This is a genomic window from Streptomyces sp. NPDC059355 (genome assembly GCF_042752335.1).
Taxonomy (GTDB): domain Bacteria; phylum Actinomycetota; class Actinomycetes; order Streptomycetales; family Streptomycetaceae; genus Streptomyces.
Genome location: NZ_JBHYXN010000036.1, coordinates 1 through 23,622, shown reverse-complemented (window position 1 = coordinate 23,622; position 23,622 = coordinate 1). Strand labels below are relative to the sequence as shown.

Here is a 23,622-nt window from a genome sequence, read left to right as displayed (position 1 = left end):
AAGGGGAGGGCCAAGAGGGAGAGGGCCGGCCGCCCCGCGCACCTTGTGGGTGGTCGGCGGCGACTGGTCCGAGGCCTTGGATCAAGAGCCGTGGCAGCCATTCTGCCGCACGGGGTGGGGTGCGACAGGGTCTGAAGTCCCGTGTCGGACGGGATGTTCGGCAGTTTCAGCGGTCAAGTACCGCTTCGGGCAGCGCTTCTTCGGTCAGTGCTTCTTCCTGGTTTCCTCGTTCGCCTTGGCCGCGATCTCCTCGAGCACGGCCTTCGCGTCGCCGTTCGGCTCCACGGCGCGGCCGATGTTGCGCTTGATGGTGTCGCTGACCGTCACCCACGACGGGTCGTTCACCGGGTACAACTGCGCACCGCGCAGGGCGGTCAGGAAGAACTGGTCGTTGCTGTCGAGGCCGGCGCCCGACGGGTTGCGGGAGGCCGAGACGGTCGACGGCAGCAGGTGGTAGCGGTTCGCGAAGTCCGACAGGTTCTTGTCCTGGTAGACGAAGTCCAGGAACCTGCCGATCTCCACGCGCCTGCCGTGCTGCTTGAACGCCATCATCCAGTCGGCGACGCCCACGGCCGGGGGGCTTTCCCCGGCGCCGAGACCGTCCGCGACCGGCATGGGCGCGGTGCGGACGTCGATGCCCTTGGCGCGCGCCTCGTGCAGGAGCTGCGGGTAGCCGTTCAGCATGCCGACCTCGCCGCGGGTGAAGGCGGCGAAGGCGTCGGCGCGGTTGAGCCGGGACGGCGGGACGGGCCCGGTCAGGCCGGGGCCGACCAGGTTGTCCTTGAGCCAGCGGAAGGTCGAGATGTTCTGGTCGGAGGCCAGGTTGTAGTTGCCGCTGCTGTCGGCGTAGCCGCCACCGTTGCTGAGCTCCCAGATCATCGCCTCCGCGTGCGCCTCCTCCGGTCCCAGGGGGAGGGCGTAGGGGTACTTCACGCCCTTGTCCTTGAGCGCCTTGGCGGCGGACTTCAGGTCGGACCAGGTCTTCGGCTCGCCGACGCCGGCCTGCTTGAAGAGGCCCTGGTTGTAGAAGAGGAGCCGGCTGCTCGCCACCCAGGGCAGGCCGTAGAGGGTGTTGCCGACGGAGCCGGCCTCGGCCAGCGGCTGGAGGAAGTTCGCCTCGGCGGTGACCGAGAGGAGTTCGTCGGCGGAATAGAGCTTGTCCTGCGCCGCGAAGTCGGAGTACGAGCCCATGAGGGCCATGTCCGGCGCATTGCCGGACTTGACCATACGGGAGACCTCGCGGTCGATGTCGGCCCAGGGCATGAGCTGGACCTCTACCCTGATGCCGGGGTTGGCCTTGGTGAAATCCTCCGTCACCTTGTCCCAGAAGGCCTTGGAACTGGTGGCCTGGTTGTCCCCGTATTCCGCGGCGACGAGGCGAAGCGTGCCGCTGTCACCTGCACTGTTACCTGAATCGCCGCATCCGGACAGTGGGATCAGCAGACCGAGTACCACCGCGGTCGCACTCGGGCCGAAAATTCTTCGTTGCACGGGTGTATTCCCCTGAATTTCTTTTGAGTCCCGTTACTGCTTATGAGTCGCTCCGGGCCGGGGTGTCCGTCCGTGGCCCGCTGGCCGGAATTCTCTCCTGTGCGAGGGCGATTGATTCCATTGGGTCGGAACTTGTGGTCAATGCTCCAAGTGCGGCTTTTCCTGCTGGTGTTTTCCGATATGTGATCAACAAATCGGACGCGCGTAGACATGCCGAATGGCCCGATTCCGGCCCATTGGGGCCGCGGAACGGGTCGGGGGTGCGGATCAGGTCAGGGCGCCGGAGCGGCAGGTCTTCAGTCGGCGAACTCGCCGGCGTACGGATCGGGCTCGCCCGTCTCGGGGTTGCGGCCCTCCTGCCAGCGGCGCTGGGCCTTGCGCCAGTGCACGAAGCTGAGGTGCCCGCCGTCCCAGAAGGTGATGCTGACCGGGCTCACGTCGAACTCGTCGGAGCAGAGCCGGAACAGGAACTCCGCCATGCCGTATGGGTACACGGCGAAGGTGTCGGCGGTGTGCCGGCCGACCACCAGGACCGGCCAGCGGTCCGGATCGGGGTCGGTGGTGAGCCAGCAGAGGACGTCGGAGCCGCCGGTCACGCCCCACGCGATGATCGACTCGGGGTCGACGCCGAAGGCGGCCCGGCCGCCCTCCGCCTCCCAGAGCTGGCGGGCGTTGGCGGTTTCCTCGGCCATCTCGGCCGGGTCCCACTGGAGGCCGGGCTTGGGGAGGGGCAGGAGGATGCTGGCCTCGCCGTTGATGGAGCCCGCGCCGAAGCGGCCCATGAAGGCGATGAAATCCGCCGGGAACCGGGTGCGCCAGGTGGCTTCGGCAGCCGGCCAGTCGATGTCCTCGTCGGCGCCGTGCGTCGCCGGCATGATCTGCTCCAGCGCCTTGATCCGCGCGTTCTCCGTCATGCCGCTCCCCTGAGACCCCAGCTCAACCGCCCCAACCTACCGCCGTCCCCGCGCCGCGCCTAGCGAAGGCCGAGACGGGGCGGGCCGCCGCCCTCGACGGACAGCACGGAGCCGACCCGCAGGCCCCACGCGGCCATGGCGCCGGCCTCGGCCTCCAGGACGTGCCGGGAGCGGAGCCGGGGGAGGCCGAGGCGGTTCGGCGCCATCGTGGTCAGGGCGATGACGCGCAGGCGGCGGTCGAGGTACGCCACGTCGATCGCGAACCGCATCCGGAACGTGTGCACGCTCCCGGCGGGGGTCAGGAGCAGGGCGGCGCCGGGGATGCCGTCGCGGCCCAGGAGCCCGCGGGTGCGGGCGCGGTAGGAGGCCGCGATCTCCACGGGCACCGCCGGCAGGTCCGGTCCGAACCGGAGAAGGCCGTTGCTGGTGGTCATGGCGGCAGGGTAGGGGTGGTTGGGCCCCCGGGCCCATGCGGGTGCCGGTGTCCGCGCCTACGGTCGGCGGATGGTCCTGCTCGTGATCACCGCCGCCGCGGTCGCCTACGGCCTCGCCGGGGGGCTGTTGCTGCCGCGGGCGGCGTACCGCCTGTCCGTCGAACCGGACGCCGCATGGCGCGACCGCTGCCCCGAGGGCCACCCCATCCCCGGCTGGCTGGGCCTGCCCCGCTGCCGGGCCGGCGGGCCCGGTTCCGCCCGCCATCGGTACGGAGCCGGCCCCGTGTGGACCGCCGGCGCCGCCGGTGCGGTGTGCGGGGTGCTGGGGGGAACCGTCGGCGGGCGGCCCGAGGCCGTGGTGCTCGTCGCCGTGGCTCCCGTACTGCTCCTGCTCGGGATCGTGGATCTCGCCGTGCAGCGGCTGCCCGACGTGCTGACCCTGCCCCTCGCGGCCGGTCTCGCCCTCGGGCTCGGCGGTGCGGCCCTCGTTCCCGGCGCCGGGGGGTCCTGGACGGGGGCGCTGACCGGCGGGGGCGCGCTCGCGGGGGCGTACCTCCTGCTCCACCTCCTCAACCCCGCCGGCCTGGGCTTCGGCGACGTCAAGCTGGCGCTCGCGCTCGGGGTCACTCTTGGGTGGTACGGCTGGGGGGTATGGGCCCTCGGGGCCTTCCTGGGCTTCCTCTACGGCGCCCTGTACGGCCTCGCCCTAGTGCTGCGGGGCCCCGGAGGACGCCGGACGGCCTTCCCGTTCGGCCCCTTCATGACCGCCGGATCCCTCACCGCAGTGCTGCTGGCCGGTTTCGGAGCGTAATCATCTTGCGCCAATGCACGCATCAGGCTTTACGAAGGGTTATGGTGGAACCCCCCCCCTCGGGCCGGTCCGTATCCCCCCCACGGACCGGCCCGTTTTTTGTTTCCACCACTCCACGCCCAAAAGCGCAGGTCAGCCGCGCTGGGCCCAGATGTTGGTGCCGGGGGTGGACACCGCGAAGGAGTCGATCTCCTTCAGCTCCTCCTCCGACAGCGGCGCGCCGCCCAGTGCGGCCACGTTCTGCTCCAGCTGGGACACGCTCGAAGCGCCGATCAGGGCCGAGGTCATCCGCTCGTCCCGGAGCACCCAGTTCAGCGCCAGCTGCGCCAGCGACTGCCCGCGGCGCGCCGCGATCTCGTTCAGGCCGGCGAGGCGGCGGACCACGTCCTGCGACAGCAGGTCCGGGTTCAGGGACTTGCCCGCGGCCGCCCGGGAGTCCTCCGGGATGCCCTTCAGGTACTTGCCGGTCAGCAGCCCCTGCGCGAGCGGCGCGAAGGAGATGCAGCCCATGCCGGCCTCCTCCAGGGTGTCCAGCAGCCCGTCCTCCTCCGTCCAGCGGTTGATCATGGAGTACGAGGGCTGGTGGATGAGGGGGCGGATGCCCATCTCGCGCAGGATCCGCGCCGCCTCGGCCGTCTGCTCGGCCGTGTACGAGGACACGCCCACGTACAGCGCCTTGCCCTGCTGCACCGCGGACGCGAGCGCGCCCATGGTCTCCTCCAGCGGGGTCTCCGGGTCGAAGCGGTGCGAGTAGAAGATGTCGACGTAGTCCACGCCCATCCGCTTCAGCGAGGCGTCGAGCGAGCTGAGCAGGTACTTGCGGCTGCCCCACTCGCCGTACGGCCCCTCGTGCATGAAGTAGCCGGCCTTGGTGGAGAGGATCAGCTGGTCGCGGTAGGAGGCGAAGTCCTGCGCGAAGATCTTCCCGAAGTTGAGCTCGGCCGAGCCGGGGGGCGGGCCGTAGTTGTTCGCCAGGTCGAAGTGGGTGACCCCGAGGTCGAAGGCCCGGCGGAGGATCGCCCGCTGGGACTCCAGGGACTTGTCGTCGCCGAAGTTGTGCCAGAGGCCGAGGGAGATGGCGGGGAGCTTGAGGCCGCTGTGGCCGGTGCGCCGGTACTCCATGGAGTCGTAGCGCGAGGGCTCTGCCCGATAGGGATTGTTATCAGTCACGTTGTCCTCCCTATCACGGACTTGTGACAGACCGAGTTGGGTACCCGATCCCACCGCGCAGTAATGTGGCGGCCTCGGGGGAAGGACCGCATTTCGCACGGGGGCATTGCACGGAGGGGCTGGAAGATCGTGAAGCTGCGCGACCTGGTGTACAGGCTCTACGCACGCCGGGTGGAAGGCCGCCTCGACCATGACGCGTCGCCCAAGCACATCGGCGTGATCCTGGACGGGAACAGGCGCTGGGCGAAGGCGTCCGGAGGCACGACGGAGCAGGGCCACCAGGCGGGGGCCGACAAGATCTCCGAGATGCTGGGCTGGTGCACCGAGACGGACGTCGAGGTCGTCACCCTGTGGATGCTGTCCACGGACAACCTGGACCGTCCGGAGGTCGAGCTCCGCCCGCTGCTCAACATCATCGAGAACACCGTCCGGGGCCTCGCCGCGGACGGACGCTGGCGCGTCCACCACGTGGGCAACCTCGACATCCTGCCCGCGCAGACCCAGTCCGTGCTCAAGGAGGCCGAGCAGGCCACCCACGACGTGGACGGGATACTGGTCAACGTCGCCGTCGGCTACGGCGGCCGCCAGGAGATCGCCGACGCGGTCCGCTCGCTGCTGCTGGAGCACGCGGAGAAGGGCACCTCCTTCGAGGAGCTCGCCGAGATCCTCGACATCGACCACATCGCCGAGCACCTCTACACGCGCGGCCAGCCCGACCCGGACCTGGTGATCCGCACCAGCGGCGAGCAGCGGCTGTCCGGATTCATGCTGTGGCAGAGCGCGCATTCCGAGTACTACTTCTGCGAGGTGTTCTGGCCGGCCTTCCGCAAGGTCGACTTCCTCCGGGCCCTGCGCGATTACGCCGCCCGCCACCGGCGCTACGGAGCCTGACGCCCGGGCGGACTGACGCCCCCCTCGGCCCCGGCCGTCCCCCCTGCGAGGCCTTCACCAGGGATTCACCGAGCGTCCGTCATATGCCATGGCATGGCCGGGCCTGATCGGGGAATATCCCTTTCAGGTCGATGCCCGATCCACGGGTGTCGAGTCTCAGCGGGCGACATGGGGTCGTCCGCCCGGGAGGCCCTTTGCACCAGGACGCACGTGCGGTTCGCACGGACGGAGTGGGAGGGCCGGAAATCGGCCCCGCAGGGGTGCCGATGACCGGTCCGGTCTTCATGGCCCGACCTCTTCCGAGGGGGTACGTCCTTCCGTGGTGACCAGCACAAAGCGCCGCCTGCCCGACAGGCGGACCTATGTCCTCGACACCAGCGTCCTGCTGGCAGACCCCAACGCGATCACGCGCTTCGACGAGCACGAGGTCGTGCTCCCGATCGTGGTGATCACCGAGCTGGAGGCAAAGAGGCACCATCCCGAACTCGGCTACTTCGCCCGTCAGGCCCTGCGCCTGCTCGACGACTTCCGGGTTCGCTACGGTCGCCTCGACGCCCCCATCCCGTTGGGCGATCTCGGCGGCACCCTCCGTGTCGAGCTCAACCACTCCGACCCCGGTGTCCTGCCGGCCGGCTTCCGACTGGGGGACAACGACTCGCGGATCCTCGCGGTCGCCCGCAATCTCCAGGCCGAGGGCTACGACGTCACGGTCGTCTCGAAGGATCTCCCGCTGCGCATCAAGGCCTCCTCCGTGGGGCTGCTCGCCGAGGAGTACCGGGCGGAGCTCGCGATCACCGATGCCGGCTGGACCGGCATGAGCGAGCTCGCGCTGTCCGGGGAGCAGGTCGACCTGCTCTACTCCGAGGAGCGGCTGTACGTACCGGAGGCCGCCGAGCTGCCCGTCCACACCGGGCTGGTCCTCCAGTCCGAGCGCGGCAAGGCCCTGGGCCGGGTCACGCCGGACGGCAACGTGAGGCTCGTGCGGGGCGACCGCGAGGCCTTCGGACTGCACGGCCGCAGCGCCGAGCAGCGCATCGCCCTGGACCTCCTGCTCGACCCGGAGATCGGCATCATCTCCATGGGCGGCCGGGCCGGCACCGGAAAGTCGGCGCTGGCGCTGTGCGCGGGCCTGGAGGCGGTGCTGGAGCGCAGGCAGCACCAGAAGGTGATGGTCTTCCGGCCGCTGTACGCGGTGGGCGGCCAGGATCTCGGCTACCTGCCCGGGGACGCGTCCGAAAAGATGAGCCCCTGGGCGCAGGCGGTCTTCGACACCCTCTCGGCGGTGGCCGGGCGCGAGGTCATCGAGGAGGTGCTGAACCGGGGGATGCTGGAGGTCCTGCCGCTCACGCACATCCGCGGGCGCTCGCTGCACGACGCCTTCGTGATCGTGGACGAGGCGCAGTCATTGGAGCGCAATGTCCTGCTGACCGTTCTGTCCCGGATCGGTGCGAATTCGCGGGTCGTTCTGACCCACGATGTCGCCCAGCGGGACAATCTGCGGGTCGGCCGGTACGACGGAGTGGTCGCCGTCGTTGAGAAGCTGAAGGGGCATCCGCTCTTCGCGCACGTCACGCTCAACCGCTCCGAGCGCTCGCCGATCGCCGCGCTGGTGACCGAGATGCTCGAATCGCTGTAGGTGCTATGAGGGGCAAACCCCCCATAGCGGGAAAGTGAGTTGGCGCCGCCCGGCAAAGGTCCGAGAGCCTAGCCGGGCGGCGTCGTGCTGCACAGCCTTTTGGGGAAACCAACGGCAACATGCCAGGTGTGACCTTTCACACGCAATGGATAATTGCCTTGCGGTGTCGGGGTCCGGCAGAGTCTGTTTTCCGTCAGGCCCCGCATACGGCACACTCCCCCACGACTTCGTCTGGGGGGACCCCGGTATCTCCCGTTACTACGACGGGAGGTGCGCGCAGCACCACAACTCCAGAGTCGTTCGCCGTATGCCGCCCGAGTCATCACGCGGCAGCCCCCGCAAGGGAGTTGCCCACGGGCCCGCGCTTCCAGTGATCACAGCACCACGGAGGCCAGTGTCGAGGGGCACTATTGCGCCCGCCCGGTCACTGCGGACGCTGCTGGAAGGACACCGTGTGAGCCGGATCTCGGTCCGGGGATTCGCAGTGGCTTCGGCCACCGCAGTCACCACCGTTGGCGCAGTCGTAGGCGTTGCCACTGGCGACCCCGCCTCGAACGATCTCGAGACCACCGCGTCCGGGGCGACCCTCCTCGCCGACATCCCGGTCGGCGAGCAGGCGCAGGTCCAGAACGCGTCCCTGACGCAGCAGGCCGACGCCATCGCCCAGGGCGCCGACACCGATGCCAAGCGTGTCGCCGAGGAAGCCGCTCGCATCCAGGCCGCCGAGGACGCCAAGTCCAAGAAGGCCGAGGCGCAGAAGGCAGCCGACGAGAAGGCGAAGAAGGACCGCGAGGAGAAGGAGCAGATCGCCTCCCGCTCCGCGGCCCGCAGCGCCGGAGACTTCGCCGTCCAGAGCTCCTACACGGTCGCCCAGGTCAAGGACATCGCCCGGCAGATCGTCCCGGCCGGTCAGTTCCAGTGCTTCTCGAACATCATCAACGAGGAGTCCACCTGGAACTACAAGGCCGTGAACTCGTCCTCGGGCGCGTACGGTCTGGTCCAGGCGCTCCCGGGTTCGAAGATGTCCTCGGTCGCCGACGACTGGCGGACCAACCCGGCCACCCAGATCCAGTGGGGCCTCAACTACATGAACGAGCGGTACCACAGCCCGTGCGCGGCCTGGAGCTTCCACCAGGCCAACGGCTGGTACTAGAGCCCGCCTCCGCTCAACCTCGAAGAGCCCCGCACCGTCCTACGGTGCGGGGCTTCTCGCGTGTACGGTCTTTCGAGGTGTGTCCACGGGCGGGGGAAGGGAAAGACATGGCGAAGAGGGCAGGCTGGCTCGGCCGGCTCGGGAACAGGCTGAGCCGCGTGGAGGCGCGGCTGCAGGCGCGGCGTGCCGAGGTCGAGGCGGAGAGCATCGGCGCGGCAGCGGTCCCGGCCGGCGCTTCCGGCACTGCCCGTTCCGGCGTGGGTACGAGCGCGGGCGCGGGCGCCGGCGCGGCGACCCCGGCGGCCCCGGCTGCCGCTGCGGCACCCGAGACGCCGGCCGGGCACCCCGCCCACGCCCCGCACCCGCCCGCCCTGCACGGCCGCCCCGACCCGGTGAGCGTCGTCCCGTGGGGCATGCGGGTCGCCGCCGAGGTCAGCTGGCGGCTCCTGCTGCTCGCGGGGATGCTCTGGGTCGTCATGAAGGTGATCAGCGAAGTCCGCCTGGTCGTCCTCGCCTTCGCCGCCGCCCTCCTCGTCACCGCCCTGCTCCAGCCCTTCGTGGTCCGGCTGCGCCGCCTCGGCCTGCCGCGCGGGCTCGCCACCGCCGTCACCGCGATCCTCGGGTTCGTGGTCATCGGGCTGGTCGGCTGGTTCGTGGTCTGGCAGGTCATGGAGAACCTCGACGACCTCTCCGCCCGGGTCCGCGACGGCATCAACGAGCTCAAACTCTGGGCACTGGACAGTCCGTTCCACGTGACCGAGAAGCAGATCAACGACATCGCGAAGAACCTCAGCGAGACCATCGGCACCAACACCGAGCAGATCACCTCCGCCGGCCTCCAGGGCGTGACGGTCCTCGTCGAGGTGCTCACGGGCATCCTGCTCGCGATGTTCTCGACGCTGTTCCTGCTCTACGACGGCAAGCGGATCTGGACGTGGGTGCAGGGCCTGGTCCCGGCCGCCGCCCGCCCCGGCGTCGCGGGCGCCGGTCCGCGCGCCTGGCGCACGCTGACCGCGTACGTGCGCGGCACGGTGCTCGTCGCGCTGATCGACGCCATCTTCATCGGCCTCGGCATCTACTTCCTCAAGGTGCCGATGGCGGTGCCGCTGGCCGTCTTCATCTTCCTGTTCGCGTTCATCCCGCTCGTCGGCGCGGTGGTCTCCGGCGCCCTCGCGGTGGTGGTCGCCCTGGTGACCCAGGGGCCGTGGACCGCGCTGATGGTGCTGGCCGTCGTACTGGCCGTGCAGCAGATCGAGGGGCACGTGCTGCAGCCCTTCATCCTGGGCCGGGCGGTACGGGTGCACCCGCTCGCGGTGGTGCTGTCGGTGGCCGCGGGCGGCATGGTCGCGGGCATCGGCGGAGCGGTGGTCGCGGTCCCGCTGGTCGCCGTCACCAACACGGTGGTCGTCTACCTGAGGGCCTACTCCCGGGACCAGCTCCTGCACGGCGCCGCCGCCATCGGCCCGGGTCCGCACGGCTCGACCGCGTTCGAGCAGGCCGCCCGGGAGGCCGGAAGTGATCAGCGAGCCTGAGCTCGAGGGGGAGTGGGACACCCACCGGCCGCCGACGGCTGCCGAGGAGCCCGAGTCCCCGCGCGAGCGCGTACGGGGGCCCCGCAGGGGCTGGTTGTGGGCGCTCGGCGGGGCCGTGCTGGCCTCGGCCGTCTGGGCGGGCGTCCTGGTGGCGCAGGATCGTTTCGGCGCCGACGGGCCGCGGATCGCGTACCGGCACGTCGAGGACCTCTGCGAGGGCCGGGACATGGCCGCGCTCGCCAAGACCGCGGTGAAGCCGGGCAGAGGCCTTCCGGGGCACGGAGAACATCCCGCGCTGGACTGGTCGTACTGCACCTACCACGGGGAGTACACCGAGAAGGAGGCCGTCTACTTCCAGGTGCAGGCGCTGGTCGAGCTGCACAAGAAGACGGATCCGCAGGCCGAGTTCGGCACGGGAGCCGGGACCGGACGGGACCTGTTCGCGGGCGTCGACGGTCCGGCGGAGCAGGTGTCCGGGCTCCCCGGCCGGGCGGAGTTCCACTCGGCGGCCGGAGGCGGCCGGCACTGGCTCCAGGTGCTCGACGGCGGTGCGGTCTTCACGCTCCACGTCCAGTGGTTCGGGCCGGGCCCGGGCTCCGAGCCGGACACGGACGCGATCAAGGCGGCGATGGTCGAGGACATGCGCGCCCTGATCGCGAGCCTGCGCAAGTGAACGACAGGGCCCCCGCGGCCGGGATCGGCTGCGGGGGCCCTGGAGTCCGTACGGCCATCCGCACGAAGGGGTGCTACTCGGCGGCGAGGGCGGCCTCGGCGTCGAGGGTGACCGCGACGGCCTGGATCACCGAGGCGATCTTGAAGGCCTCCTGGACCGTCTCGCGGTCGACGCCGGCCTTGCGCAGGACCTGCTCGTGCGAGTCCAGGCACTGGCCGCAGCCGTTGATCGCGGAGACGGCGAGCGACCACAGCTCGAAGTCGACCTTCTCCACGCCCGGGTTGCCGATGACGTTCATCCGCAGGCCGGCGCGCAGCGTGCCGTACTCCGGGTCGGAGAGCAGGTGGCGGGTGCGGTAGAAGACGTTGTTCATCGCCATGACCGCGGCCGCGGACTTGGCGGCGGTGTACGCCTCCGGCGACAGTGCCGCCTTCGCCTCCGGCTCCAGCTCACGCAGGACGCGCGGGGAGCGGGCGGCGATCGCGCAGGACAGGACGGTGCCCCACAGCTGCTGCTGCGAGAGGGTGTCCTGGTTGCCGATGACCGAGCCGAGGTTCAGCTTCAGGTCCTTGGCGAAGTCCGGTATGGCGGACTTGAGGGAGTCGAGGGACATCCGTCACTCACCGGCCAGCAGCGCGCCGGCGTCCAGGGTGCCCTCGCCCTTGTTCCAGTTGCAGGGGCACAGCTCGTCGGTCTGCAGGGCGTCGAGGACCCGCAGGACCTCCTTGGGGTTACGGCCGACGGAACCGGCGGTCACCATCGTGAACTGGATCTCGTTGTTCTGGTCGACGATGAACACGGCGCGCTGCGCGAAGCCGTCCTCGCCCTGCACGCCACAGGCCTGCATGAGCTCGTGCTTGGAGTCGGCCAGCATCGGGAAGGGCAGGTCACGCAGGTCGGCGTGGTCCTTGCGCCAGGCGTGGTGGACGAACTCGGAGTCGCCGGAGACGCCGAGGACCTGGGTGTCGCGGTCCTGGAACTCCTCGTTCAGCTTGCCGAAGGCGGCGATCTCGGTCGGGCAGACGAAGGTGAAGTCCTTCGGCCAGAAGAACACCACGCGCCACTTGCCCTCGTAGGTCTTGTGGTCGATCTGGGCGAACTCGCTGCCGGCTTCGAGCGAGACGCAGGCGGTCAGATCGTAGGTGGGGAACTTGTCACCGACAGTGAGCACGTGCTCTCCTTGCGAGATGGGAAAATAGTCCCTTTTGGGGCTTTCCCTGAGGGGTTGGACGTGTCTCACATGCTGGCACAGGGTGCATTGATCGCGGAAATCGCAAAGGGTGGTCGTGGTGATCAGGCTTCCCTATCAATGCGTCCATGTGGACAGAGAGGGACGGAGAGTGATCAGTTCCGCGACAGCTACTTGCAGAACTCCGACGCGGCCTTCGCGGCGCCCTCGTTGTAGCCGGCGAGCCATTCGGGGTCGGGCTGGACGGCCGTCTGCGGCGGAGTGGTCTGGCAGGTGACCTTGGTCTTGTCGTAACCGAGCTTGTAGCCCTTGTCGTGCTCGGAGGTGCCCGTCTGCCCGTCCGTGTTGCCACCGCAGAACGTCTTGGCAGCCAGTGCGGCGCCGTTGTCGTAGCCCTTCTGCCAGCTGGGGTCGACCTCGCCCAGGGTCTGCGGCGGCTTGGCGCTGCAGCTCCCCCTGATCGTCTGGAACCCCTTCTGGTAGCCCTTGTCGTACTGGGCCTTCGCGTCGGCGCCCGTGTCCGTGCCCGTGCCCGTACCGGCGCCGACGGGGTCCTTCCCGCCCGCGCACGTGACGCCCCCGACCGTGTAGTGCCCCTGGGGCACGCTGCCCTCCCGGATGCTGCCATTGGTGACCTTGGAGGAAGCGTTGCTGTAGCCGTTGTCGCCCTTGACCGCGACGGTGTCCCCGGTGAATCCGGAGCCGTTGACCGACCAGTTGTTCGGTGGTGGGGCGTAGCCCTGCACGACGTTGCAGGTGCCGGCCGCGGGCGCCGCCGCCGCGGAGTGGGCCGGCACGGTCGGGCCCAGGACCAGAGGTGAGGCCGCCAGTGGGGCCAGGACGGCGATCCGGACGAGCCTGTTCATCATGATTGCCTCCCGGGCGAAGGCCGTGGTGTGGCCCTTCTCGCCCTACCTCCACTCTCACGCGCCGCAGGCCGGCCCGCAGCGCGCGGGGGTTCCGGGGGGATCGGCCGGAGCTAGTCTGGTGGCGGGTGATCGGAGGTACCTGTCAGTGGCCGTCGGGAACAGGGGAGCGAAGCAGGCGACGCTCGCGCAGCTGCGCGCGTTCGCCGCCGTCGCCGAACACCTGCACTTCCGGGACGCCGCCGCGGCGATCGGGATGAGCCAGCCGGCGCTCTCGGGTGCCGTCTCCGCGCTGGAGGAGGCCCTCGGGGTCCAGCTGCTGGAGCGCACCACCCGCAAGGTGCTGCTCTCCCCGGCGGGCGAGCGGATCGCGGCCCGGGCCCGGGTGGTGCTCGACGCCATGGGCGGGCTGCTGGAGGAGGCCGAGGCCGTACGGGCCCCCTTCACCGGGATCCTGCGGCTCGGGGTGATCCCCACGGTGGCCCCGTACCTGCTGCCGACCGTGCTCGGACTGTTCCACCGTCGCTACCCGCGGATGGACCTCCAGGTGCACGAGGAGCAGACCTCCTCCCTGCTGGAGGGGCTGGCCGGCGGGCGGCTCGACCTGCTGCTGCTCGCGGTGCCGCTCGGCTTCCCCGGTGTCACCGAACTCCCCGTCTTCGACGAGGACTTCGTCCTCCTCGCGCCGCGGGAGCACCCGCTCGCCGGGCGCCGGGACATCCCGCGCGAGGAACTGCGCGGCCTGCAGCTTTTGCTGCTCGACGAGGGGCACTGCCTGCGCGACCAGGCCCTGGACATCTGCCGCGAGGCGGGCCGCCCCGACGGCGCGGCCGTCACCACGACCGCGGCCGGGCTGTCCACCCTCGTACAGCTGGTCGCCGGGGGGCTGGGCGTGACGCTGCTGCCGCGCACCGCGCTGAGGCTGGAGACCGCCCGCAACGAGCAACTGGCCACCGGGTACTTCGCCGAGCCCGCGCCCTCGCGGCGGATCGCACTGGCCATGCGGACGGGCACGGCCCGCCAGGAGGAGTTCCGGGCCATCGCGGGCGCCCTGCGCGAAGCCGTACGCCCGCTCCCGGTGTGGCCGGCCGAATAGGGCGGGCCTCCGGGGGCGGGCGTACGGATGTGCCCGCTACTCCGTACGCAGTCCGTCCGGGCGCATCAGCCGCAGCAGCGGCGGCAGGCTGAGCAGGGTCACCGCGACGGCCACCCCCGCGCCGACGCCGATCATCGAGGCGACCGAGCTCCAGTCGACGCGCACCGGGACGGCGGCCATCCGCATCAGCACGGTGCCGAGGGTGAGCCCCACCACGGTGGCGAGTGCCAGGCCCAGGCCGATGGGGATGGCGGTCTGCCACAGCACCGACAGGCTGAGCGTGGAGCGCTTCGTACCGAAGGCGACCAGCGCGGCCAGCAGCTTCTTGCGGTCCCGCAGCTGCTCCAGCTGCGAGACCAGCAGGCTGGCGCCGATCAGGATCAGCACGCAGGTGGCCCCGGCGAACAGGCCGGTGCGGATGGAGGCGAAGCGGTCGTCGGTGGCGGTCGACTGCAGGGTCATGGGCACGGCCAGCGGGTCGGCCTTGTACGACGCCGTCCGCACCCGCTCGATCGCGTCCGGGTCCTTCGGGTCGAGCTTGACGTAGACCTGCGAGGACTGGAAGTCGCCGAGCCCCTCGGGGGCGGCCGCCGGGGTAACGAGCAGACCGCTGCGCAGGCTGCCGTTCGGGTCCTTGCGGGGGGTCACCGTCGGCGCGTCGGCGGGCACGTTCCACGGGACGGCCGCCGGGCCGTCGTTGCCGTGGACGTTCCCGGCGAACAGCTTCTCACCGGCGTGGGCGGCGACGCTGTCGTACCGGTCGCGGTCGGCGGAGGCGGGGAGCACGAAGACGTCGCCGTCCTTGCAGGAGGGCAGGGCGCCCAGCTCGGCGAGGGCGGAGCAGCCTCCGATGGTGAGCTCGACCGTCAGGCCCTCGGCGTTCGGGGTCGGCGAGGCCGAGACGGAGCGCAGCGGAAGGACGTCGGTGACGCCCTGGGCGGCGGCGATCCTCCCCGCGAGGGCGTCGACCCGCGCGGGGTCGCTGCCGCGGTTCAGGATCGAGACCGAGGCCCGCGCCGGGTCCTGGCCCGTCTTCTCGGTGTACGAGGCCGAGGTGGCGGCGAAGAGCATCTGCAGGGCGATGGCCCCGGCGACCGCGACCGCGATGCCGTTGACCAGGCGGGCGCCGGTGCCGCTGGCGATCTGGAGCCGCCGGACGGCCAGTTGCCAGGACACCGGTCCGGCTCCGCCGAGCCGGCCGACGGAGCGTTCCAGCACCCAGGGCAGCAGGATGGTGACGCCGATCAGCAGCAGGACCACACCGGCGGAGACCTGGTACTGGTTGAACCGGCCGCCGTCGTTGCCGCGGCCCGTCATCGGGACGAGCAGGCCCACGCCGGCCAGCGGGAGCAGCAGGCGCCACCAGATCCGGCGCCGGCGCGGGGTGGCCGTACGGACCACGCCGAGCGGTTCGATGACCACGCCGCGCAGGGCGAACAGGGTCACGGCGACGGCCGCGCCGGGCACCGCGACGGCGACGAGGGCGGCCAGCCAGGGGGCCGGGTTCAGGTCGGCGGGGAAGACGCTGCGCTGGTACAGGGTGAGGGCGGGGGCGAGCTGCCGGGCGAGGAGGAAGAGGACGGTACCGGCGACCAGGCCGATCAGGGATCCGGCGAAGGCCTCGCCCGCCGCGATCCGGCGGACCATCCGGGCGTCGGCGCCGACCAGGCGCAGTGCGGCGAGCCGGCGGTCGCGGCGGTCGCCGCCGAAGCGGACGGCGGCCGCGATGAACACGGCGATCGGCATGAGCAGGGCGACGAAGACCAGCACCACGAGGAGTGCGAGGACGGGGTCCAGCGGCCGCTTCTCACGCTCCTCGCCGAAGCCGGTGACCCGGTGGACGTACGCGCTGGTGCCGGCGTCGGCGGCGTACTGCGCGAGCCGGTCGGTGCCCTCGTAGAAGTAGAGGTCGCCGGGGCCGACCAGGCCCGCTTCGCCGATGACCGAGACGACGCGCCCGTCGAGGCGCTCGCGCAGGAGCTTGCCCTCGGAGGTCTTCATCAGCTCGTCGAGGGCGGGGGAGACGGCCAGCTCGCCGGGACCGGGGTACTGCTTCAGACCGGGCGGCAGCGGGGCCGAGGCGCCCTCGGGCTGTACGAGCAGGCCGTCGATCCCGTACGAGCGGTACGACTGGTCCGCGCCGGCGGTCAGGACGGTGTCGGGACCCGGCCGGCCGCTCTCGCGGGCCGAGTCCACCAGACGGGCCGCGCCGCGGTCGTCGCGGGCGGACAGGGCGCTCGGCACCGCGCTGGTGATCAGCAGCAGCGCGGTGCCGAGGCCGACGCCCAGGCCCGTGAGGAGGGTGCGCGTCCAGCCCTCGCGGCCACCGCCGAAGGCGAAGCGGGCGCCGAGGCCGAGGTCGCGGGCCCAGACCCGGAGCGTGCCCCGGCTCATACGGCGCGCTCCATGTCGCGGGACCTGCCGTCGCGTACGACGATCTCGCGGTCGGAGTACGCGGCCACGCGGGTCTCGTGCGTGACGAGGACGACGGCGGCGTTCGCGGAGCGGGTGGCCTCGGTCAGCAGCTGCATGACGAGCTCGCCGTTGAGGGAGTCGAGGGCGCCGGTGGGCTCGTCCGCGAAGAGGACCCGCGGGCCGGTGACGAGGGCGCGGGCGACGGCGACGCGCTGGCCCTGGCCGCCCGAGACCTCGCCGGGGCGCTTGCGGCCGATCTCGGCGACCTCCAGGCGGGCCATCCACTCCAGGGCGGTGCGCTCGGCCTGCCTGCGCTTCACGCCGGTCAGGCGCAGGGGCAGCGCGACGTTCTCGACGCAGGTCAGCTCGGGGACGAGCTGGCCGAACTGGAACACGAAGCCGAACTCGCCGCGGCGCAGCGCGCTGCGCTCGGCGTCGTTCATGGCGGACAGCTCGCGGCCGGCGTACGTGATGGTGCCCGAGTCGGGCGGGACGATCCCGGCGAGGCAGTGCAGGAGCGTCGACTTGCCGGATCCGGAGGGGCCCATGACGGCGACGACCTCGCCGGGGTGGATGGAGAAGTCCGCGCCGTCGAGCGCGGCGGTGGACCCGTACGTCTTGTGCAGGCCGGTGGCGGAGAGCAGGCTGCCGGCCGGGGGCATCGTGCTCATCGGCGCACCTCCCGGCCGAGCTGGTCGAGGCGGGCGGCGGTCAGTTCCAGCCAGCGCAGATCCGCTTCGAGGTGGAACAGGGCGTGGTCGCAGACGAGCTGGTCGGCGAGGTCGCCCTTGCGCTTGCGCTGGGTCAGGATGCGCATGAGCCGCAGGTGCTCGGCCCGCTGGGTGTCCAGCAGGTCGGCGGCGCTGCGGCCGGTGAGCAGGGCGAGGACGACCTTGGTGTAGAGGGTCGACTGGAGGTACGGCTCGGGCTTCTCGGGCTGGGCGAGCCAGCCGTCGACGTCGGTGATGCCGGCGTCGGTGATGGCGTACCGCTTGCGGTCGGGACCGCCGCCGCTCTCTATCCCCTCGACCTCGACGAGGCCGTTCTTCAGGAGGCGGGACATGGTCGAGTAGACCTGGCCGTAGGCGAGCGGCCGGTCGTGGCCGAACTTCTCGTCGAAGGCGCGCTTGAGGTCGTAACCGTGGCGTGGACCGGCCTCGAGGAGGCCGAGGAGCGTGTGACCGATGGACATGCCGAGGACTATACATCCGGTGTATACGCTCGGTGTATACCCGGGGTGTAGAGAGGGCTTTCGGCCTGCCGTACCGGCGGCTCTTCGGGACTTCGTCCTGATCCGCTCACGTGTGGGGCGTCAGGCGGGGGGCCCGGGGCCCGAGGCCTGGCGCCTCGGGCATCAGGCCTCAGGCCTCGGGCGGGACGCGGGGGCGGCCGCGCGGCGGGATCGGGGCGGCGCCGCCCGGGAGGCGGCCGGCCTCGGACAGGGCCCGCCGCAGCAGGAACTCGATCTGCGCGTTGGCGCTGCGCAGCTCCTCGCCGGCCCAGCGGGCGAGGGCGTCGTACACCTGCGGGTCGAGCCGCAGCAGCACCTGCTTGCGCGCCTGCCGCCCCGCCCGTGCGGGCGGCCGTTCCCGGCCCTCGCCCGTTCCGGGCTCCCGCGGCTCGCCGGCGGGGCTCACTGGTAGAGCGTGCCCGTGTTGAGGACCGGCTGGGCGGCCCGGTCGCCGCACAGGACCACCATCAGGTTCGACACCATGGCGGCCTTGCGCTCCGGGTCCAGGTCCACGATGTCCTGCTCCGCCAGTCGGGTCAGGGCCAGTTCGACCATGCCCACCGCCCCTTCCACGATCTGCTTGCGGGCCGCCACGACCGCTCCCGCCTGCTGGCGCTGCAGCATCGCGGAGGCGATCTCCGGAGCGTACGCGAGATGCGTGAAGCGGGACTCGATGATCCGGACGCCGGCCGCCTCCACCCGCGCGTGCAGTTCGAGCGCCAGCTTCTCGGTGATCTCCTCGGCGTTGCCGCGCAGCGAGAGCCCGCCCTCGTCGTGCGCGTCGTACGGGTACTCGATCGCGATGTGCCGGACCGCCGCCTCGGTCTGGGTCTCGACGAACTGCGTGAAGTCCTCCACCTCGAACGTCGCCCGCGCCGTGTCCTCCACCCGCCACACCACGACGGCCGCCAGCTCGATCGGGTTGCCGTAGGCGTCGTTGACCTTCAGGACGGCCGTCTCGTGGTTGCGGACCCGGGTGGAGATCTTCTCCCGCGAGGTCAGCGGGTTGACCCAGCGCAGGCCGTCCGTGCGGACCGTCCCCCGGTACCGGCCGAACAGCTGGACGACGCGGGCCTCGCCCGGAGCCACCATGTTCAGCCCGCCCATCGCGAAGGCCGAGGCGGCCATGAGGAGGACGCCGAGCACGATCAGGGACACGTGCGCCGCCGAGGCCTCGGCGGTCGCGCCCAGGGCGACCAGTCCGGCACCGGCCACCACCCCCAATAGCCCCAGCAGCAAGGCCAGTCCACCGCCCACGCTGCGGGCCGTGAACTCCCGTACGTCGCCACCGATGGTCTCTGCATTCGTCATGATCTGCCCCCATTTGCTTGGTCGCGGCCGATCGGGCCACTTAGCAAAGTGATATCACTTTTTACGGCTGCCGCAACCCTACGGGCTCGCCGCGCGTCGGTTCCCTTGACGTGGGTGCTGATTCTCACGTCCGAATTGACCGGTATTGGCCAAGGTTGATCAACCTTTGTCACAACCTGCGGTGTTAGCTTTCTGAGCTGACGTCGGGGGGGAAATCGAGCGGAGCGGGAGCGATGGGCCGAGCAGAAGCGCGTAAGGCGCAGCAGCGCAGTGCGCGACGGGCGCCGCGCGGGAGCGCCACCGGGAAGGGGCGTGCCGGCAAGCGGACCGGCATACGTCGCTTCTTCACATGGAAGAAGATCCTGGGGGCCTTCTTCGGGATCGTCCTGCTCGGCATGGGCGCACTCGTCGCCCTCTACTTCTACGTGGACGAGCCGGACCCGAACGCCGACGCCATCAAGCAGAGCAACGTCTACAAGTACGCGGACGGCTCGGTCATGGTGCGCGACGGCAAGATGAACCGTGAGATCGTGCCGCTCGGCCGGGTCCCCAAGGACGTGCAGACCGGCTTCATCGCGATCGAGAACAAGTCCTTCTACCAGGACCAGGGCGTCGACTTCCTCGGCATCGGCCGCGGCCTGTTCAACACGGTCACCGGCAAGGGCAAGGCCGGCGGATCGACGATCACCCAGCAGTACGTCAAGAACTTCTACCTGAACCAGGACCAGACCGCGACCCGCAAGCTCAAGGAGCTGGTGATCTCCCTCAAGGTCGACCAGCGCATGGAGAAGCCGGACATCCTCGCGGGCTACCTGAACACCAGCTACTTCGGGCGCGGCGCGTACGGCATCCAGGCCGCCGCCCAGGCCTACTACGGCGTCGACGTCGACAAGCTGACCCTGGAGCAGGGCGCGTACCTCGCGGCCGTCCTCCAGGCGCCCAGCGACTACGACCTGGCGACCGCGGGCCCGAACGGCACGCGGCTGGTCAAGATCCGCTTCAACGGCGTGCTCGACAACATGGTCGAGATGAAGGCGCTCGACCCGGAGAAGCGCAAGCAGCTCCAGCTTCCGATGCCGATCAAGCCCAAGGCCGCCCCCGGCATGGAGGGCCAGAAGGGCTACCTGAAGCAGGCCGCGGACGCGGAACTGCGGCGCCAGACCGGCATGAACACCCAGGAACTGCAGGCCGGCGGCTGGGAGATCACCCTCAACATCGACCCGAAGAAGCAGGCCGCGCTGGAGAAGGCCGTCCAGGACGAGCTGGAGTCCAAGCTCGACCGCAAGGACCGGCCCGTCGACGCGAGCGTGCAGGCCGGCGCCACCTCCGTGGACCCGAAGACCGGTGCGATCGTCGCGATGTACGGCGGCACCGGGCTCTCCGACCACTGGGCGAGCAACGCGCTGCGCCAGGACTTCCAGCCCGGCTCGACCTTCAAACCGGTCGTGCTCGCCTCCGCGCTGGAGAACAAGTCCACGACGCACGACAAGAAGCCGATCACCCCGAACGCCCTCTACGACGGCACCAGCAAGCGCCCGGTCGTCGGCGGCGACACCCCGTTCGCCCCGCAGAACCAGGACAACGCGAACTACGGCGACCCGCTCCTCACCGTCCAGGCGGCCACCAACTCCTCGGTGAACTCGGTGTACGCCCAGATGATCGTGGACGTGGGCCCGCCGGCGGTGAAGAAGACGGCGCTGACGCTCGGCATGAAGGACCGCGACGGCTGGCCGGCCGACAAGCCCGCCATGTCGCTCGGCACGATGAGCGCCAACACCCTGGAGATGGCCGGCGTCTACGCCACCTTCGACAACCACGGCAAGAAGATCACCCCGGCGATCATCAAGGGCGCCAAGCACGCCGACCGCGCCTTCAAGACCGTCGAGTCCGTGGGCGGCCAGGCCCTCACCCGCGAGACCGCCGACACGGTCACCAAGGTGCTCACCGGCGTCGTCCAGGACGGTTCCGGCAAGGCCGTGAAGAGCTCCGCGTACGAAGCCGCCGGCAAGACCGGCACCACCGAGTCCAACGTGGCCGCCTGGTTCACCGCGTACACGCCGGAACTCGTCACCGTCGTCGCGATGTTCGGCGAGGAGCCCGGAACGGCCAAGCAGGTCACCCTGACCGGTACCGCGGGCGGTGGCCGAGCGGGTGGTTCCAGCTTCCCGGCCGAGATCTGGAAGGCGTACACGCTGGCCGCGCTCAAGGGCGTGGACACCGGCGAGTTCGACCTCTCCGAGGCGAACATGGGCGCCACCCAGGCGCCGAGCCGCAGCAGCTCCCCGTCCTCGTCGAGCTCCTCGTCCGCCGGCACGCCGTCGGCGCCCGTCTCGCCGTCGAAGACCGTGGACCCGACCAAGAGCGCGGACCCGACCAAGGGCACGCCGTCGGCGCCCGTCTCGCCGTCGAAGACCGTGGACCCGACCAAGACCGCGGACCCGACCAAGAGCCCGCCGATCACGATCCCGTAGCGCCCGCCCGCGGCGCCCGTACGGGCCCGGACGCACCGCCGCCCCGCAGCATCCACGCTGCGGGGCGGCGGTGTTTCGACGTGGTCAGCGGCGGTCGGGCGTTCCCGGCAGCGGGAGTTCGAACCAGACCACCTTTCCGCTGCTCAGCCGGGTGGCGCCCCAGCGGCGGGCCATCCGGTTGACCAGGAACAGCCCGCGGCCGCCCTCGTCGGTGTCCCGGGCCCGGCGCTGGCGCGGCAGCTGCGGGGAGTCGTCGCCGACCTCGCAGCGCAGTACGTCCGTCCGCAGCAGGCGCAGGGTCACGGGCCGTTCGGCGTACCGCACGGCATTCGTGACCACCTCGCTGACCAGCAGCTCCAGCGAGTCCTGGAGCTCCTCCAGGCCCCACCGGGTCAGCGCGCGGCGGGCGAACCGGCGGGCGCGGCCCGGAGCGGTCTCCTCCGGGTCCAGGAACCAGTACGCGACGTCGCTGGGCGCGATCCCGTCGAAGCGGGCCGCGAGCAGCGCGATGTCATCGTCCCGGTCGCCCGGGCCGAGCATGTCGAGGACGTCGTCGCAGAGCGCCTCCAGCGGCGGCGGGTGGTCCAGCCCCGTCAGCTGCGCGGTGGTGGCCAGGCGCTCGCGGAGCTGCTCGATGCCGGTCCACACGTCGCGCAGCCGGGATTCGACCAGCCCGTCGGTGTACAGCAGCAGGGTGGCCCCCGCGGGCGCGTCCAGCTCCACGGCCTCGAAGTCCACGCCGCCGACGCCGATGGGGGCGCCGGGGGGTACGCGGAGCACCTCGGCCCGGCCGCCCAGGTGCAGGAGCACGGGCGGCGGGTGGCCGGCGTTGGCGATGGTGATCCGGTGCGAGACGGGGTCGTAGACCGCGTACAGGCAGGTGGCCATCCGGTCGGAGCCGAGGCGCTGCGCCTGTTCGTCCAGGTGGTGCAGGACCTCGGCGGGCGGCAGGTCCAGCTGCGCCAGGGTCTGGGCGGTGGTGCGGAGCTGGCCCATGATCGCGGCGGAGGTCATGGAGTGGCCCATGACGTCGCCGACGACGAGCGCGACCCGGCTGCCGGGCAGCGGTATCGCGTCGTACCAGTCGCCACCGACCCGGGCCGTCTCGGCGGCGGGCAGGTAGCGGGAGGCCAGCCGGACCCCGGTGGGCTGCGGAAGGCTGTCGGGCAGCATGGTGCGCTGCAACTCGTCGGCGATGTACGCCTCGCGGCCGTACAGGACCGCCTTGTCGATGCCGAGCGCGGTGTGCGTGGCCAGCTGCGCGGCGACCAGGAGGTCGTTCTGCTCGAACGCGGGCCGCTCGGGGCTGCGCAGGAACACCGCCGAGCCGATGACGCGGCGGCGCCCGCGCAGCGGCGCGAGGATGGCCCGCTGGCCGCGCGGTATCGGGTGCTCCGAGCCGAGCAGCTCCGGCAGCGCGTCCTTGGCCCCGGCGGCGGACCCGAAGACGGGCCGTACGCCGCGCAGCACCTCGGCGAGGGCGCCGCCGGGGCGGATCTCGCAGAGCTCGGCCGCGGGCAGGTCACCCTGCGGGCCGACCAGCGGCAGCTGGCTGAAGTCGAGCTCGCCGGCGGCCCCCGCCGCCCCGGCGCCCTCGGTTCCCGTCCCCGTCCCTGCCCCTGTTCCGGTTCCTGCTCCCGCTCCCGTCAGATCGTCGATCGGCCGGAGCCGGTCGGTGCGGCGCAGCCTTAAAACGACCGGGCCGACGGGACGTTCGTCGCCCACGGGGAGAGGATCGCGCAGGTAGACGAGGATGGCGTCCGAGAAGGTGGGCACGGTGGCCCGGCACAGGCCGAGGACGATCTCGTCGAGGTCGATGCCGCGGGCGATGCGCCGGGTCGCCGCCCCGACGAACCGCAGCCGGTCCCCTTCCCGCCGGGCCACCCCGTCGGGCCCCTGCGTCCCGGCGCCGACCGCACCGTCCGGCGCGGCGACGCCCTGGCCGTGCGCCGCGCCCGCGGCCGGGTCCGGGTCCGCGCCGCCCTGGCCCTCGTACGCCCCGCCGACGGCCGTGCCCGCGCCGCCCTCGGCGCCCTGCTCGCCGCCGGCTCCGCTCTCGCGGGGGCGGGAGGCGTCCGGTGTCACCGCCGGGCGGTCCGGGGCTCCGCCGCGGGCCTCGTGGGGCCGGCCGACGGCGAGGTCGGCCGCGTCCTCGCCGTGGGCGGCGTTCCGTGCCGCCTCCCCGTCGCGCCGCCGGGAACCGCCCGCCGGTCCGCCTGCCGATGCGCTTCCCGATGCGCTTCCCGATCCGCCCGCCGCCGCGGCGTCGCGTACGGCGCTGCGGGCCGCCTCGGCGTCACGGCCGCGGCGGCCGGCCGCGCCCGATGCCGCGGTGCCC

21 protein-coding genes are annotated in these 23,622 nt (G+C 71.4%); 8 read left to right on the top strand and 13 right to left on the bottom strand.

The window, feature by feature from the left end:
• Nucleotides 1-204: 204 nt before the first annotated feature.
• From ACFXGI_RS28320 to ACFXGI_RS28310, 3 genes are all read right to left on the bottom strand, one after another.
• Complete coding sequence (locus tag ACFXGI_RS28320; protein WP_384712367.1) at nucleotides 205-1,491, bottom strand: ABC transporter substrate-binding protein; 1,287 nt, start codon at nucleotides 1,489-1,491, stop codon at nucleotides 205-207.
• A gap of 296 nt (nucleotides 1,492-1,787) precedes the next feature.
• A complete protein-coding gene (locus ACFXGI_RS28315; RefSeq protein WP_384712364.1) occupies nucleotides 1,788-2,405 on the bottom strand; it encodes an SMI1/KNR4 family protein in 618 nt (205 codons plus the stop codon).
• Between the two features lie 59 nt (nucleotides 2,406-2,464).
• Nucleotides 2,465-2,839: a DUF192 domain-containing protein gene (locus tag ACFXGI_RS28310; protein WP_384712361.1), complete on the bottom strand. Its 375-nt coding sequence runs from the start codon at nucleotides 2,837-2,839 to the stop codon at nucleotides 2,465-2,467.
• 70 nt (nucleotides 2,840-2,909) lie between these two features.
• Here ACFXGI_RS28310 and ACFXGI_RS28305 point away from each other — a divergent pair, with 70 nt between their 5' ends.
• Complete coding sequence (locus tag ACFXGI_RS28305; protein ID WP_384712358.1) at nucleotides 2,910-3,650, top strand: prepilin peptidase; 741 nt, start codon at nucleotides 2,910-2,912, stop codon at nucleotides 3,648-3,650.
• Between the two features lie 132 nt (nucleotides 3,651-3,782).
• Here ACFXGI_RS28305 and mgrA read toward each other — a convergent pair whose 3' ends face one another.
• Entirely contained in the window at nucleotides 3,783-4,820 is a 1,038-nt protein-coding gene (mgrA, locus tag ACFXGI_RS28300) for an L-glyceraldehyde 3-phosphate reductase (RefSeq protein ID WP_030867369.1), read from the bottom strand.
• Nucleotides 4,821-4,949: 129 nt separating this feature from the next.
• Between mgrA and ACFXGI_RS28295 the strand changes: the two genes are divergently transcribed.
• The 5 genes from ACFXGI_RS28295 to ACFXGI_RS28275 all read left to right on the top strand — a co-directional run bounded on the left by ACFXGI_RS28295 (nucleotide 4,950) and on the right by ACFXGI_RS28275 (nucleotide 10,705).
• Nucleotides 4,950-5,711, top strand: coding sequence for an isoprenyl transferase (locus ACFXGI_RS28295; protein WP_030159549.1), 762 nt, complete (start codon nucleotides 4,950-4,952; stop codon nucleotides 5,709-5,711).
• 319 nt (nucleotides 5,712-6,030) lie between these two features.
• Nucleotides 6,031-7,347, top strand: coding sequence for a PhoH family protein (locus ACFXGI_RS28290; protein WP_384712354.1), 1,317 nt, complete (start codon nucleotides 6,031-6,033; stop codon nucleotides 7,345-7,347).
• 436 nt (nucleotides 7,348-7,783) lie between these two features.
• Complete coding sequence (locus tag ACFXGI_RS28285; protein WP_229345119.1) at nucleotides 7,784-8,500, top strand: transglycosylase SLT domain-containing protein; 717 nt, start codon at nucleotides 7,784-7,786, stop codon at nucleotides 8,498-8,500.
• A 107-nt stretch (nucleotides 8,501-8,607) separates the two neighbouring features.
• Nucleotides 8,608-10,032, top strand: coding sequence for an AI-2E family transporter (locus ACFXGI_RS28280; protein ID WP_384712351.1), 1,425 nt, complete (start codon nucleotides 8,608-8,610; stop codon nucleotides 10,030-10,032).
• Nucleotides 10,016-10,705 carry a hypothetical protein gene (locus ACFXGI_RS28275; protein WP_384712348.1) on the top strand — a complete coding sequence of 230 codons (690 nt, stop codon included), beginning with the start codon at nucleotides 10,016-10,018 and terminating at the stop codon, nucleotides 10,703-10,705. Before ACFXGI_RS28280 ends, ACFXGI_RS28275 begins: the two co-directional genes overlap by 17 nt.
• Nucleotides 10,706-10,778: 73 nt before the next feature.
• On the opposite strand, the gene ACFXGI_RS28270 is transcribed toward ACFXGI_RS28275, so the two are convergent.
• The 3 genes from ACFXGI_RS28270 to ACFXGI_RS28260 all read right to left on the bottom strand — a co-directional run bounded on the left by ACFXGI_RS28270 (nucleotide 10,779) and on the right by ACFXGI_RS28260 (nucleotide 12,763).
• Nucleotides 10,779-11,318, bottom strand: coding sequence for an alkyl hydroperoxide reductase (locus ACFXGI_RS28270; protein ID WP_030867387.1), 540 nt, complete (start codon nucleotides 11,316-11,318; stop codon nucleotides 10,779-10,781).
• Between the two features lie 3 nt (nucleotides 11,319-11,321).
• On the bottom strand, nucleotides 11,322-11,876 hold the full coding sequence (locus ACFXGI_RS28265; RefSeq protein ID WP_351770076.1) for a peroxiredoxin: 555 nt from the start codon (nucleotides 11,874-11,876) through the stop codon (nucleotides 11,322-11,324).
• A gap of 188 nt (nucleotides 11,877-12,064) precedes the next feature.
• On the bottom strand, nucleotides 12,065-12,763 hold the full coding sequence (locus ACFXGI_RS28260) for a hypothetical protein (RefSeq protein ID WP_384712344.1): 699 nt from the start codon (nucleotides 12,761-12,763) through the stop codon (nucleotides 12,065-12,067).
• Between the two features lie 145 nt (nucleotides 12,764-12,908).
• On the opposite strand from ACFXGI_RS28260, the gene ACFXGI_RS28255 reads away from it, so the two are divergent.
• Nucleotides 12,909-13,856 carry a hydrogen peroxide-inducible genes activator gene (locus tag ACFXGI_RS28255; protein WP_384712341.1) on the top strand — a complete coding sequence of 316 codons (948 nt, stop codon included), beginning with the start codon at nucleotides 12,909-12,911 and terminating at the stop codon, nucleotides 13,854-13,856.
• Between the two features lie 36 nt (nucleotides 13,857-13,892).
• Here ACFXGI_RS28255 and ACFXGI_RS28250 read toward each other — a convergent pair whose 3' ends face one another.
• The 5 genes from ACFXGI_RS28250 to ACFXGI_RS28230 all read right to left on the bottom strand — a co-directional run bounded on the left by ACFXGI_RS28250 (nucleotide 13,893) and on the right by ACFXGI_RS28230 (nucleotide 18,813).
• On the bottom strand, nucleotides 13,893-16,250 hold the full coding sequence (locus ACFXGI_RS28250) for an FtsX-like permease family protein (RefSeq protein ID WP_384712338.1): 2,358 nt from the start codon (nucleotides 16,248-16,250) through the stop codon (nucleotides 13,893-13,895).
• Nucleotides 16,247-16,942 carry an ABC transporter ATP-binding protein gene (locus ACFXGI_RS28245; RefSeq protein WP_384712335.1) on the bottom strand — a complete coding sequence of 232 codons (696 nt, stop codon included), beginning with the start codon at nucleotides 16,940-16,942 and terminating at the stop codon, nucleotides 16,247-16,249. The genes ACFXGI_RS28250 and ACFXGI_RS28245 overlap by 4 nt, the downstream gene beginning before the upstream one ends.
• Entirely contained in the window at nucleotides 16,939-17,463 is a 525-nt protein-coding gene (locus tag ACFXGI_RS28240) for a PadR family transcriptional regulator (protein ID WP_384712332.1), read from the bottom strand. The genes ACFXGI_RS28245 and ACFXGI_RS28240 overlap by 4 nt, the downstream gene beginning before the upstream one ends.
• A gap of 169 nt (nucleotides 17,464-17,632) precedes the next feature.
• Nucleotides 17,633-17,908, bottom strand: coding sequence for a hypothetical protein (locus ACFXGI_RS28235; protein WP_384712329.1), 276 nt, complete (start codon nucleotides 17,906-17,908; stop codon nucleotides 17,633-17,635).
• On the bottom strand, nucleotides 17,905-18,813 hold the full coding sequence (locus ACFXGI_RS28230) for an SPFH domain-containing protein (RefSeq protein WP_384712326.1): 909 nt from the start codon (nucleotides 18,811-18,813) through the stop codon (nucleotides 17,905-17,907). The genes ACFXGI_RS28235 and ACFXGI_RS28230 overlap by 4 nt, the downstream gene beginning before the upstream one ends.
• Before the next feature lie 233 nt (nucleotides 18,814-19,046).
• On the opposite strand from ACFXGI_RS28230, the gene ACFXGI_RS28225 reads away from it, so the two are divergent.
• A complete protein-coding gene (locus ACFXGI_RS28225; protein WP_384712324.1) occupies nucleotides 19,047-21,284 on the top strand; it encodes a transglycosylase domain-containing protein in 2,238 nt (745 codons plus the stop codon).
• 84 nt (nucleotides 21,285-21,368) lie between these two features.
• Here the strand turns inward: ACFXGI_RS28225 and ACFXGI_RS28220 are convergent, their stop codons facing one another.
• Nucleotides 21,369-23,369 (bottom strand): SpoIIE family protein phosphatase, encoded by a 2,001-nt coding sequence (locus ACFXGI_RS28220; RefSeq protein ID WP_384712558.1) that lies wholly within the window; start codon nucleotides 23,367-23,369, stop codon nucleotides 21,369-21,371.
• Nucleotides 23,370-23,622 lie beyond the last annotated feature (253 nt).